The organism is Kiritimatiellia bacterium (assembly GCA_025054615.1).
In the GTDB taxonomy this organism is placed as follows: domain Bacteria; phylum Verrucomicrobiota; class Kiritimatiellia; order CAIVKH01; family CAIVKH01; genus JANWZO01.
Genome location: JANWZO010000009.1, coordinates 23242 through 35836 on the forward strand (window position 1 = coordinate 23242; position 12595 = coordinate 35836).

At 58.0% G+C, this 12595-nt stretch carries 10 protein-coding genes and 1 pseudogene; 3 read left to right on the forward strand and 8 right to left on the reverse strand.

The genetic code is table 11. The annotated features are described in order from the left end of the window. Positions 1 to 148: 148 nt before the first annotated feature. Complete coding sequence (locus NZ740_05635; GenBank protein ID MCS6771491.1) at positions 149 to 1090, forward strand: hypothetical protein; 942 nt, start codon at positions 149 to 151, stop codon at positions 1088 to 1090. Between the two features lie 105 nt (positions 1091 to 1195). After that, positions 1196 to 2422 (forward strand): glucose-1-phosphate adenylyltransferase, encoded by a 1227-nt coding sequence (locus tag NZ740_05640; protein ID MCS6771492.1) that lies wholly within the window; start codon positions 1196 to 1198, stop codon positions 2420 to 2422. Between the two features lie 104 nt (positions 2423 to 2526). Here the strand turns inward: NZ740_05640 and NZ740_05645 are convergent, their stop codons facing one another. The 7 genes and pseudogenes from NZ740_05645 to NZ740_05675 form a co-directional block, all read right to left on the reverse strand. Next, on the reverse strand, positions 2527 to 2940 hold the full coding sequence (locus tag NZ740_05645; protein ID MCS6771493.1) for a cytidine deaminase: 414 nt from the start codon (positions 2938 to 2940) through the stop codon (positions 2527 to 2529). Positions 2941 to 2953: 13 nt separating this feature from the next. Next, complete coding sequence (locus NZ740_05650) at positions 2954 to 3811, reverse strand: purine-nucleoside phosphorylase (protein MCS6771494.1); 858 nt, start codon at positions 3809 to 3811, stop codon at positions 2954 to 2956. 81 nt (positions 3812 to 3892) lie between these two features. Further along, positions 3893 to 5218: a thymidine phosphorylase gene (locus NZ740_05655; protein ID MCS6771495.1), complete on the reverse strand. Its 1326-nt coding sequence runs from the start codon at positions 5216 to 5218 to the stop codon at positions 3893 to 3895. Positions 5219 to 5288: 70 nt separating this feature from the next. Next, a complete protein-coding gene (locus tag NZ740_05660; protein ID MCS6771496.1) occupies positions 5289 to 6467 on the reverse strand; it encodes a phosphopentomutase in 1179 nt (392 codons plus the stop codon). 476 nt (positions 6468 to 6943) lie between these two features. Then, positions 6944 to 7630 (reverse strand): deoxyribose-phosphate aldolase, encoded by a 687-nt coding sequence (gene deoC, locus NZ740_05665; protein ID MCS6771497.1) that lies wholly within the window; start codon positions 7628 to 7630, stop codon positions 6944 to 6946. A gap of 144 nt (positions 7631 to 7774) precedes the next feature. After that, a pseudogene (locus NZ740_05670) lies at positions 7775 to 8218 on the reverse strand (RpiB/LacA/LacB family sugar-phosphate isomerase). 42 nt (positions 8219 to 8260) lie between these two features. After that, a complete protein-coding gene (locus NZ740_05675) occupies positions 8261 to 9985 on the reverse strand; it encodes a peptidyl-prolyl cis-trans isomerase (GenBank protein MCS6771498.1) in 1725 nt (574 codons plus the stop codon). Between the two features lie 164 nt (positions 9986 to 10149). Between NZ740_05675 and NZ740_05680 the strand changes: the two genes are divergently transcribed. Continuing rightward, positions 10150 to 10623, forward strand: coding sequence for a response regulator (locus NZ740_05680; GenBank protein MCS6771499.1), 474 nt, complete (start codon positions 10150 to 10152; stop codon positions 10621 to 10623). A 59-nt stretch (positions 10624 to 10682) separates the two neighbouring features. Here NZ740_05680 and NZ740_05685 read toward each other — a convergent pair whose 3' ends face one another. Continuing rightward, positions 10683 to 12539 (reverse strand): carbon starvation protein A, encoded by a 1857-nt coding sequence (locus NZ740_05685; GenBank protein ID MCS6771500.1) that lies wholly within the window; start codon positions 12537 to 12539, stop codon positions 10683 to 10685. Between the last annotated feature and the right edge of the window lie 56 nt (positions 12540 to 12595).

Below are 12595 nucleotides of genomic sequence, written 5' to 3' on the forward strand. Positions count from 1 at the left end.
CCATGTCACGGAATTGTCGCGGAGAATGCGTTCCCCCGTTGCGGGGCCGTGGGCGGGCGTCTGCGATCGACAAACGGATTGACCACCGCGCGTCCGATTTTCTACTATATCAACATAGATTCCGCACGTGCACGCAAAGGAGCTCTGAATGAACATCAAATCACTGGCGTTGACGGCTGCTCTGACGGGACTGGGATTGTTTTTGGGCTCAGGATGCGACTGGTCCTCAAATGGACCCTCGCTCAATACTTCGCAAGGTGCGGGGATCAACATCAACTTTTCCGGTGTCTATTACGGAAACATCAATGGGCGGGCCGTTGACCGCACGAGTGCGGGGACAATTTCGCATCTGACGATCCGTCAAAGCGGCAACCGGGTTGAGGTCATCGACAGCCAGGGATCCCGTTACGAAGGCACCGTCGGGGCGCCAGGTCTGGTTGCTCGACCACGCGGTGATGGTCGATTCCCGCCGGGGGCCGAATTGGTGCAAGCCCAGATCAGTTGGAGGGGCAAGGATGGAGTAGCGCAAAAAGATGTTGAATTTGTTGGAATCATCCATGCTGTCGCGGTTGAGGATGTCCAGTCCAAAACAGAGTCGAGAATCATCACGGATGAGTCACAATCGGAACGTTCCCGGGAAGACGTTCAGGAAACGACGGAGACCAGGACGGAGAATAACGGCCAAACGACGACCATCACTGAAATCACCACTGTCGGTACGCCGACAAGCCCATTTTATCAACAAACCGTGATCGTCACGGTGATTGACAACCGAACCGGCCGCGTGTTGAGCAGAAATGTCAGGACGACGGGCAATTCCTCCCGAACGCGTACGGACCAGCGGGTGGTGGAAACCGTCAGTACGTACACTCTTACGGAAGCGAATGTTCAATATCGCCTTGAAGGTACATGGATTGAAAAAAACAGCCCAATCGTCTCGCGAGTGGACGCGATTTCCCGCGGGGCCTTCGGGATCGTGACAATCTCCACGCGAGGAGCCCAAGAAGGGGGGGTGCCAACTAGCGGCGGTGGCGGTGGGGGAACCGACGGCGGTGGTGGCAACGGCGGAGGCGGTGGCGGCGGGACCTAATTCATCTCCGCGGCATGAGATTTATGTAGTCAGTTCGCGACCCCGGCCGTGTGCTTGGGGTCGCGTGTTCTAGAGGTATGATGCAGCAACGAGAGGGTGAATCCGATGCATGCAGTAAGTGTTATTCTCGGCGGGGGTCAGGGGACGCGTCTGATGCCCTTGACGCTCGAGCGGTCGAAGCCAGCGGTTCCGATCGCGGGGAAATATCGTCTGATCGACATACCGGTCAGCAATTGCATCAATAGTGGGATTCGATCCATCTACCTTCTCACGCAATTTAACAGCGAGTCCCTGCATCGCCATATCGCGAGAACGTATCGATTCGACCAGTTTTCCCAAGGATATGTCCGCATTTTGGCCGCCCAGCAGACGCCCAGTTCCGAATCTTGGTACCAGGGAACAGCCGACGCGGTCCGGCAGGGATTGCGTTACTTCCTCGAGGAGGAGCCAGACGTAATCGTTATCCTGTCCGGCGACCAGCTTTACCGGATGGATTTCCGCGACGTCATCCGCCAGCATTTGGACAGCGGCGCCGATGTCACGATCTGCACCAAGCCGGTTCCGCGGCACGAGGCTGGTGCACTGGGCATCATGCAGATCGATGATTGCAAGCGCATTGTTCGGTTTGTCGAAAAGCCGGGCAACACTCCAGCGCTCGACGAGCTTCGCGCCCCGCTCTACAAGGAGGAGCGCTACCTCGCCAGTATGGGAATCTATGTCTTCAACCGGGACGTTCTGGTTAAACTCCTCGAGGGAACCCAGCCCGACTTCGGGAAACACATCATCCCGTCCTCCATCAACACGCACAAGGTCTACAGCTTCATATTTGACGGCTTCTGGCGAGATATCGGAACCATCCACTCGTTCTGGGAAACGAACCTCTCTCTGACCGATCCGGTTCCCGAATTCAATTTTTATGATCCCAAGGCGCCTATTTATACCGATATGCGGTATCTGCCGCCTTCGAAAATCAACTGTTGTGATCTCAACCGATGCTTGCTATCGGAGGGTTGCATCATATCGGGGCACCGAATTCTCCACTCGATCATCGGAATCCGCCAGATCGTGGGGGAGGGCTCGGTCATCGAGCACTCGGTGATCATGGGAGCCGACTACTACGAGAAAGAACCTAAACCCGGAGAAGTCCCCCTCGGGATCGGACGCGATTGCTACATCAAAAATGCGATCGTTGACAAAAATGCGCGAATCGGCGATGGCGCCTACCTTTCGCCGGACGGGAAAAAAGACGCAACTCACCCCCTGTACGTGATTCGCGACGGCGTCCTGGTCATACCCAAGAATGCGGTGATCCCGCCCGGCTTCCGAGTCTGACGCGATCGGATCGATCGTCGCCGGCACCGGAGCTTACGCAACTCCGCTGCACCACGGAGCCAGACCGCTAAGCCGACACCGCTTGGCAGATTCCGTCGTTTATGTCAGAGACGAAACGATTTGGGTAACAGTTCCGCCAAGGTTCCCCACTCGTAGCGGTGGAGGCTTCTGCGGGGGGCGAACAGCACCAACAGGGACGGTCCTCCAAATTCGGCGAGGACCTGCCGGCAAGCTCCACAGGGATAAGGCGGCCGTTTTCCGCTGGACACAATCGCCACAGCTTTGAAGCGACGGTGCCCTCCCGCAATGGCGTGAAATACGGCATTCCGCTCGGCGCAGCTCGTCAGGCCGTAGGACGCATTTTCGACATTGCAACCGGTTATGATCTCTCCGCTATGAGTCAGGAGGGCTGCGCCAACCTGAAATTTGGAGTAGGGCGCGTAGGCTCGTCGGGAAACTTCGGCAGCCGCATGGAGAAGTTTTTCGACCCATGAGGACGAGATGGGGGGGACCGGCACGGAGTGTGGCTGGTCAGTGAGGCCGGCCTTGCGGGTCGAGTCCTTCACGAGCCACCTCGTTCCAAAAGTTGAGAACCACCTGTTTCATCCGTTTCATTGAATTCCGTGTCGCCTCCGTGACCTCTTCATGGCTGAGGCGCCCCGCCGTGATGCCCGCGGCGCTGTTGGTGATGCAAGACAAGCCGGCAACACGCAAACCGCATGCGCTGGCCAGCAGGGCTTCAGGGACGGTCGACATTCCGACAGCATCCGCGCCGAGCGCACGGAAAGCTCGTATTTCCGCCGGCGTTTCATAGGAGGGTCCGGAGTTGGCAAGGTAGACTCCCGTTGCCAACTCCTCACCAGCATCGCGACCGGCCAGCTTCAGGAGGCGCTGGAACCCAACGTCATAAACCTGAGTTTGGTCCGGGAATCGCGGACCCCAGAAGGAATCGTGCGGACCGGCCAACGGATTCGCACCAAGAAAATTGATGTGGTCTTCGATGATCATCAGCGTACCGGGCTTCAGGTCGGATCGGATTCCGCCTGCGGCATTGGTCAGGAGAACCCCTTTCGCCCTCATCGAGCGCAGTAGAAAAATCGGCAGCGCGATAGGGGTCCAGCCTACCCCTTCATAAAAGTGACGCCGCCCCTGAAAAATTAGTGTTTCCAGACCTGCGAGTTCCGCCAAGACAAGCTGGCCGGCATGTCCGGCCACACCGGTGCGGCCCAGGCCGGGTATTTCGTCATAGGGGATGGCAGCAACCTTGTGAAAGGCTTCCGCCACATCGCTCCATCCCGAGCCCAGGATTAACCCCATTTCGGGTTGGGCGTCGGGCCATTCACGTCGGACATGTTCAAGCGCCCGATCGAGGGTTTTCCGGTCAATCATCGTCCAAGATCCATGTTCCGGGTCCGGTATAACAGTAGTCGGAGCCGACAAAGCACCGGATGATATCTCCGATCACCGACTTTAGATTCGCTGCAGAATCAATTTCGGAGGTCGGGGCCGGGCTTTTTGTACCTTGAATGCAGACTTCAGCAATTCTTTCGCTTTTTCAAGCCGTTGTTCATCGTTTGCGTGGATGAGGAGGAGTGGCTCCCCTCGTCGAACAAACTCGCCGATTTTTCGGATGCCGGAGACGCCGACGGCATGGTCCACGGAGTCATCCGTTTTGGTTCGTCCCGCGCCCAGGACCACACACGCTTTGCCGATCGCCTCTGCATCGGCGATGGCGACATATCCCGTGGTTGGCGACGGATAGGGAACCATCCAGCGCGCTGCAGGCAAACGACCGGGATCGTCAATGACCCGCACATCCCCTCCCTGGCATTCCACCATGCGGCGAAAAAGACTGAGCGCGGAGCCGTTCGCGATCGCGGCCTGAAGTTGTCTGCGAGCTTGGACGCGGGTGGGGGCCACCTTTCCGAGGAGGAGCATCTCCTCGGCGAGGGCAAGCGTGAGGTCGGTCAGGTCCTTGGGTCCCTCGCCGCGCAACGTTTCGATGGATTCCCGGACTTCGAGCGCATTCCCCGCTGTACGACCTAGTGGCTGATTCATGTCGGTGATGAGGGCGCGCATGCCTTTACCCATCGCTTTTCCGACGCGCACCATGCTGCGGGCAAGTTCGCGGGCCTCGCCGACCGTACGCATAAACGCGCCCTTTCCGACCTTTACGTCGAGGACCAACGCATCGATCCCCTCTGCAAGCTTCTTGCACATGATGCTGGCCGTTATCAGCGGAATCGATGGAACGGTGCCCGTGACGTCGCGCAGCGCGTAAAGCTTCTTATCCGCCGGGGCCAATTCACGAGTCTGCCCGATGATGGAGCAGCCGACCTCTTTCACGACCTCGAGGAATTCAGTTTCGGACAGGTTAGTCCGATAGCCGGGGATGGATTCGAGTTTGTCAAGCGTTCCGCCAGTTATTCCGAGGCCCCGGCCCGAAATCATAGGAACGGCAACACCGCAGGCCGCCACAAGGGGAGCCAGCACGAGAGAGACCTTGTCGCCAATGCCGCCGGTCGAATGTTTGTCGACCTTCGGCCTAGTGATGGCGGATGTATCGACGACCTTGCCGGAATGCATCATCGCATCCGTGAGAATCGCGGTCTCTCTCGGCGTCATGCCGCGGAAGTAGATCGCCATAGCCAGGGCGGCCATCTGGTAATCGGGCAGATCGCCCCTCGAATACCCGTCGACAAAGAAACGTATCTCATCCTCCGTCAATTCGAGGCCATCCCGTTTTTTTTCAATAATCCATTGGGGAACCAAGGGTGTGGATCGAGCCGACTTCATGGATGGTCATCCGTATTTTCGAACTGATATTTTTTGAAAGATAGCCATGTCCTCGGCCAAGACGGGCAACTTAACTCCAAAACGAGACGCCGCGCGACATGGGCTGCAAACCGAAGGCCGAGGCAATGCTTTGCGCAACATCATAGTAGCCGATCCTCAGTCCGAGCGAACGCGCGGGGCGGCCCGGCGAATAGACCAGTAGGGGTACGATTTCGCGCGTGTGGTCCGTGCCCTTGAATGTCGGATCATTCCCATGGTCGGCCGTGATGATCAGTGTGTCATCCGGCCCAAGTTTCGGAATAAATGTCGCCAGCCATTCGTCCGTCTGGCGCAGGCACTCGGCATAGCCGTGCGGATCTCGGCGATGGCCAAATATCATGTCAAAATCTATAAAATTTGCGAAAAGGAATCCGTGGTTCATTTCGCGTTCAAATCGTTCCACCGCCCGCTGTGACGCGCGGTTGTTCCCGGTATGGTCGGACGTTGAGATGCCGCGATGGGCGAAAATATCCTCGATTTTCCCAACAGCATAAACGGGGATTCCGGACTCCTGCAGGCGTTCGAGGATGGTCTTTTCGCTCGGCTTGTAGGCATAGTCGCGCCGGTCCTCCGTGCGATAAAAAGAACCATTTTTTCGGCGGAACGGCCGCGCGATAACCCTCCCCACCCGATATGGATCGCACAGTCGACGCGCAATTTCGCAAGCGCGGTACAGCTCCCCAAGCGGGATGACGTCGATGTTCGCCGCGATCTGGAAGACGGAATCGGCGCTGGTATAGACGATCCAGCAGGCCTCGCGCGTCGCCTGTTCTCCCAGTTCATCGATGATTCCGGTTCCCCCCGCGGATTTGTTGCCCAGCACCTTGCGGCCCGTTTCACGTTCAAAAGGTTCGATAATATCGGACGGAAATGACGGTGGGCCGGGCGGAAAGAGGGTGAACCCGGGACGCAACAACAACCCGGCGATTTCCCAGTGGCCGGTGATTGTGTCTTTACCCTGCGACATTTCCTGCATCGCGCCAAAAGATGCGAGCGGCTGTTTTGAGGGTCTGAGCCCCGGTATATCCACGGGGCGCGGTGTCAGGGCTGGAATGTTGCCCAGACCCAGCCTCTCAAAGGTTGGCAACGAAAGCCCGCCGATCGCTTCGGCGATGTGTGGGAGTGTCGCCGCTCCTTCGTCTCCGTAGTCAGCCGCATCCGGTGCGTGTCCTATCCCGACGGAATCGAGAACGATCAGAAAAATTCGCATAACTCAACCGAGGTCGTATGTCGATGATCCCGACAATACCGATCGAACCGGCGCGTCGAATTAGACATAAGTCTGCCGCAGTCCATTTTCCCCGTCGAGTCCCAAAACGCACTTGGTCTACCCCGCATCAAGAGCATCGACCGCAGGAAAGTAGTCTCCGAGACCCTGGACTGCCGGATCATTTTTTCAGTGATCGGTTCCTTCTTCCGATACGATGGGTAAGGAACCTATGAATAATCCCGATCCCACCCGCTGATCCGGTGCCAGTTTTCAGGGGGACATTGGTTAGCCGGTTCATGTCCGTCGTAGGTGCGATTTCAGTGTAAAGCTTGGGTAGGTGGGGTATGACAGCTAAAAGGCCCTGAACGCAGTGCTCATAAACGAAATTATCTGCGGCTGCAGGCTGTCACAAACGCTTGGCGCCCTGAGCGCGCCATGAGAGGACCTCATCTAAGGGCGGAATTTTACCACGCACCTCAGTATCCCTCTCCGCCATGCGTCTGGGAGATCCCCGTTCGCGCCTCTTCCATGATCTTCACGCTGTTCGAGCATCCGATGCGCGTAGCTCCGGCGTTGACCATTTTTACAACGTCAGCATAGGTCCGGATCCCGCCGGAGGCCTTCACGCCCATTCTCCACGGCGCCACCAGGCGAGCCAGAAGGGCGACATCCTCCGGTGTGGCTCCGCCGCTGGAAAAACCGGTAGACGTCTTCACGAAGTCGGCGCCGGCTTTCATGCTCAATCGGCAGGCCCGCTCCTTTTCCTCGTCCGTGAGCAGGGCGGTTTCGAGAATGACTTTGCAGAGAGCGCGCGCATTCCGGCAACTTTCGACAACACCGCGGATGTCGCGAACCACAAATTCATCATCCCGGGCTTTCAGGGCGCCAATGTTGATCACCATGTCAATTTCCGAGGCGCCGTCCTCAATGGCCTTTTGCGCCTCCAATGCTTTGATCTGAGGCTCCGTGGCGCCCAGCGGAAAGCCAACGACAGAGCAAATCTTCACCCCGCTGTTCCTCAACAGGGCGCTGGCGTGTTTCACATAGGCTGAATTCACGCAGACGGAATGAAAACCGTATTTTCGCGCCTCGTCGCACAGGCGCTCGATGTCTGCAGGGGTGGCCTCGGGCCTGAGGAGGGTGTGGTCGATGAGTTTGGCTATTTTTTCCGGAGGCAGCGGGTGCGAGATCTCAGGGGGCCGTGAGGCGGAATTCACATGCGGTTTGTCCTGATTGGCAATGCGCTGGATATTGTCGCCGGATAGCATCGCGCCGCCCGATGGCTTCATGTATGCGCGCTCGATATCGCGGAATAGCTGAACGCGCTCACGATGAAGATCTCCTGAGCCTTCGGTTGTTAGGAATATGTTCACAATTTGTTTGGCCGTTGCGAGGTCCATCATTCTTGCCCCAATCGCGAGAACATTGGCGCCGTTGTGTTCGCGCGCGTTCCGGGCAAGTTGCTCGTTGTAGCATGCGGCGGCGAGCACGCCCGGAACCTTGTTGGCCGCCATTGCGGAGCCAATCCCCTCACCGTCGATGACGATCCCGAATTCGGCCGCGCGAGCGGCCACCCGTTCGGCCACCGCGCGCGCGAATACGGCGCAGTCGACGGAATCCTTGCCGGTGGTGCCGAGATCCTCGACGCGGTGGCCGAGTGTATTAAGAAACAGGATCAGTTGTTGTTTGAGTTCGTAACCGCCGTGATCCGATGCGATGGCGATGGTGAATGAATGAGCGTTGTCGGACACGGACTTAGAGAGTGGAATGCTCCGATGCCGGATGCAACAGAATTATCCTTCCACGGGTTCGACGTTCTCCTCCGGTTCCTCGGCCTGTCTCCTTTGGTTGTCTTGAAAGTTGGCCGCGCGAAGAAGCTGCTGCTGCCATCCGTCGAACTGTTGACGACCCAGTTGTCGGCGAATGTTGTCGGCCAACTGCTGGCGCATGGCCTCGTAACTGACATTCTCTGCGGGTTTGCGCATGGCAAGATGAACGAGGACAATGTCATCGTCCACCCAGAGGGGTTCGGAAATCTCGCCTTGGTTCAAGAACATCACGGTTGATTCAACAAGGTCCTCGAGGTCCTCATCGCCAAGATCCAAATCCGTCGTGGCGGAGAAGACGCCCGTGGTTTTCACGGAGAGATTGTAAAAAGCGAGCGTATCGCGGAACGAAATCTTTTCGGCGAGGGCCTTTTCCGTTTCCTCTCGTATAGATTTAGCCCGGTCCATCAATGCGTCGCGGATGGCTTTCGCGCGGGCTGCGCGGAGCGCCTCGTCCCGTATCTCTTCAAACGAAGGAATGCGGGAGGGGATCCGCTCGCGCAGGGCGATAATATAGACCTCGTTGCTGCCGCGAATGGGATTGCTGAAGTAGGTCTCCGGGCCTTCGGCTAGTTCGAATGCGGCCGATCGGAAGGCACGCGGGTTTTGGATCCCTTCGAGGGAGCTGTTGAGGGCAAATGGCGGCAGAGAAAGAACCGTTCGTTCAAACCGGGCCGCCACCTCTTCGAAAGAAAAGGCCCGGCCATCGCGGTCCGGCGTAAGGGCCAGAACAAAATTCATCGCGGTCTCGTACGCCTCGTCCATGGCCTTCCGTTCGAGGAGGAGGTTGGAAATCTCCTGCTTGACTTCTTCGAGGGGCCGATAGCGTGTCAAACGCCCAAATAGGTTTGTATCCTCGCCAGGAGCATCGGTATCGCTCTCTATCACGTAGTTTGTCAGATGCTCGTCGTAGTAGGCCTGGATTTCATCGTCGGTGACACGGACGCGCGGAATGAACGGCAAGGCGGAGATGCGGACATAGTCGACCCTCACCTGCTCGGGCCGCCTGAAACGCTCGGGTTCCTCGTTATAAAATTTCCGCGCGTCTTCGTCCGAGACCCGGACCTCCGACTCGACCAACGAAGGCTTAAGGACCACGAACTCCGCGTCGAACTGGTCCGTCACCGAATGGAAGGCCCGTCGCAATTCATACGGCGTTATAAGAATCAGCCGATCCAAAATGTGGCGGGTCTTCTGGAGGATGATTTCCTGGCGGATATATTCTTCGAACTGGCGCTCGCCGGCTCCAAAGCGCCCTAAAAAATTTTGGGCGAACGCCTTGTAGGCCATCACATTGAATTTGCCCTCGAACTGAAACGGCTCCAGTTGCTGAATCGTGTTGGCCACCTCATCGTCGGTGGCTGTGATCCCCAATCGAGAGGCCGACCGGATAGCTGCCAACCGTTGCCAGGCGGCCTGCCGGAGTTGCTCGTTGATGCTGGGTGTGATCTCGATTGCTCGCCCAAGGGCAAGGACCACCGACAGGTAGGTGTTGAAAAAGGCCTGTTGGAACACGTCGGGATCCACCGGCTCGCCGTCCAGCGTGCCGGGTGCGGTTGCTTCGCGCAGGTCAGACGCGTCCGGCGTTACAGTGCCCCAGATGACGAACGAAAAAATGACGATGACCAAGAAGCTCAACCACAACAGCTTCGACTGGATCATTCGATGGAATTTTGAAATCAGCATCGCCATAATTTAAAAACCCTCGTTGGAAAGAATTCGGTACCCTACCGAGCGCACTGCACTGCGGTCAAGGTCGCTCCGCTCGCGGCGGGCCTCCCTGGAGAGAGGTGACCGGTGGTCAATTCGATACAATCCGATGGATTTGTACGGGCCAACGATTAACATCGACTCAGATGGCCACGATATGGGTGATTGACGACGATCCCGCCATTGCGGACCTGCTGGCCTCGACCCTTCAGGAGATTGGCCACGACAGCCGTGTCTTCACGAACGCTCGGGACGCGCTGGCGGCCTATAAACCCGGCGCGGCGGACGTCGTCATGACGGATATCCGAATGCCGGGTATGGACGGGCTGGAGCTGACCCGCCTCCTGCTCGCGAAAGATCCCAAGGCGACCATTGTCATCCTTACCGGATATCCCTCGGTCGAGGATGCGGTGGAAGCGATCAAACTCGGTGCGATGGACTACATGACCAAGCCCTTTAGGATTGAAGAGATTCGCCTGCGCCTGTTGCGGGTCCTCGAATCGCGCGATTTGTCGGAGCGATTTCGCAGAAATCGGGCGTTGACCTGGCTGCTCATCGGGTCGCTCCCTGTCTGGTTCATCCTCGGCATACTCCTCGCCCTCGTCATCGCGAAATTCTGAACTGCGGGCGAATTTCTGCGGATTGCACGAATCAGCCGCTGAGGAAAGACTGGCTCGAATTAGCTTCGCGTTGCTGGCCCATCGATGGACGATGGTTTCGAGTGACGGAGCAACAGCACGGCCTCGGAGATCATCCAGCACTCGAGCGCAAGTGTCACAGAGCCGATGCCGACGAGTATCCATTGCCGTGAAGCGATCCAGCTTGGCGCCTCCGCGGTGCCGACGAATAGCTGGATGAACATCGCCCAAAATGGCATGGCCAGCATGAATATGGCTGGCCCGATCACGAACCACGTCGGCAGCCCTGTGCGACGAAGGTAAAACAGAACCACCAAGAAGGCCAAACCTCCCAGAAGCTGATTCATTGCCCCGAACATGGGCCAGAGCACCATGCCTCCGCTGCCGGCCGTTGCCCATGACCACGGGCGGCCGGGGAGGGGGAAGGCGGCGATCAACCCGGCGCTGGCGATGGCCAGCATCGAAGCGCCATGACGGTTCATTAGGAACTGAGACACCAAGCGCGATATCGTAAAACGCGGGGCCGTCCCACCTGCAGCGGCGCTTTTGGCCAGTTCCTGGATCACATATCGCTGAAGACGGCAGGCTGTGTCCATGGTCGTCCCCGCAAATGAGGCAACCAGAACGCCCATGAGGGCGACGGATGCCTCTCGCGGAAGGCCCAGCGCTCCCAGAAAGTTGGCGGCCCCTTGGACGAAGGCACCCACCTTCGCCCCCAGACCGGCAAGCGCCGTCCAAGAGGCATATAGCGAATTCCATGCTTCCGCGCCGGCCAGCATTTCTCCGGATGCGCTCCGGATGCCAAGGCTGACACCGGCGCCGCAGGCCATTATTACCAAAACGGCAAGAAACCCCTCTAACAGCATGCTGCCGTAGCCCACTGCGGTCGCGTCGGTTTCTCGGGCAAGCTGTTTGCTGCTGGTGCCGCTGCTGACCAGGCAGTGGAAGCCGCTGATTGCGCCGCAAGCGACGGTGATGAACAGAAACGGAATCATGTCCGGCGCACCGGCAGGCCGCCATTGAATGGGCGGTGCGGCCATTTCCAAGGGCGGACGGACGCCGCCCTCCAGCGTAGCTCCGCCCCAGAAGGCGGCAGCCACCAACCCTGCTGCAATGAGGCCCAAGGCAGAAATCAGTTGGAGCGAATTGATGTAATCGCGAGGCTGAAGAAGGATCCAGACCGGCAACACGGAAGCGGCGTAGGAGTATACGAGGAGAAAAATGACCCACTCGATATTGGCCAGAGCGGCCAATTTTATGTTGAACGCGTGGAGAGGACCCCAATCGCCCCAAAACACGGACGCATACATCAGGAGCAACGCAACCGCGGAGGGGATGAACAACCCGCGGTTTTGGCGGTGCAGCCACTTGCCGATGGCCATGGCCAGCGGAATCTGGATCAAACAGGGGAAGATCGAGGCAGGAAACTGGCGGAACACCGCCGCGATGACGAGGCCGAAGACCGCCAGCACAATAGTGAGCGAAAGAAATAAGATCAGCAAAAAGAGCAGGCGAACGCGCCGATTCAGGAACCGACCTGCAAGATCCCCAACCGTTTGGCCATCATTCCTTAGGCTGACGACCAGCGTTCCCAAATCGTGAACCGCGCCGATGAAGATGGAACCAAGAACGACCCACAAAAGGGCGGGAACCCAACCCCATAAAATCGCGATGGCGGGGCCGACGATGGGGCCCGTGCCGGCGATGGAGGTGAAATGATGCCCGAAGACAATCGATTTGGGAGTGGGCACGTAATCCTTGTCGTCCCGGAAGCGAATTGACGGGCAAACCGCGCTTGCCGAGAGGCGAAAAATTTTACGGCCCAACCATCGACCATAGCCCGCGTAGGCCGCTACGAAGGCAATGGCGGAGCCAAAAGCGATTATCAACGCATCCATCGAACAAAAGTGACAAGGAAATCAAGGTTAGTAATGCCGGGATTGATATCGTTTGG

What these genes read in the sequence shown, in the direction of transcription:
- NZ740_05685 (MCS6771500.1), bottom strand. Translation starts at nt 12,539, where the DNA reads ATGGATGCGTTGATAATCGCTTTTGGCTCCGCCATTGCCTTCGTAGCG.
- NZ740_05655 (MCS6771495.1), bottom strand. Translation starts at nt 5,218, where the DNA reads ATGAAGTCGGCTCGATCCACACCCTTGGTTCCCCAATGGATTATTGAA.
- NZ740_05660 (MCS6771496.1), bottom strand. Translation starts at nt 6,467, where the DNA reads ATGCGAATTTTTCTGATCGTTCTCGATTCCGTCGGGATAGGACACGCA.
- NZ740_05635 (MCS6771491.1), top strand. Translation starts at nt 149, where the DNA reads ATGAACATCAAATCACTGGCGTTGACGGCTGCTCTGACGGGACTGGGA.
- NZ740_05650 (MCS6771494.1), bottom strand. Translation starts at nt 3,811, where the DNA reads ATGATTGACCGGAAAACCCTCGATCGGGCGCTTGAACATGTCCGACGT.
- NZ740_05680 (MCS6771499.1), top strand. Translation starts at nt 10,150, where the DNA reads ATGGCCACGATATGGGTGATTGACGACGATCCCGCCATTGCGGACCTG.
- NZ740_05675 (MCS6771498.1), bottom strand. Translation starts at nt 9,985, where the DNA reads ATGGCGATGCTGATTTCAAAATTCCATCGAATGATCCAGTCGAAGCTG.
- NZ740_05640 (MCS6771492.1), top strand. Translation starts at nt 1,196, where the DNA reads ATGCATGCAGTAAGTGTTATTCTCGGCGGGGGTCAGGGGACGCGTCTG.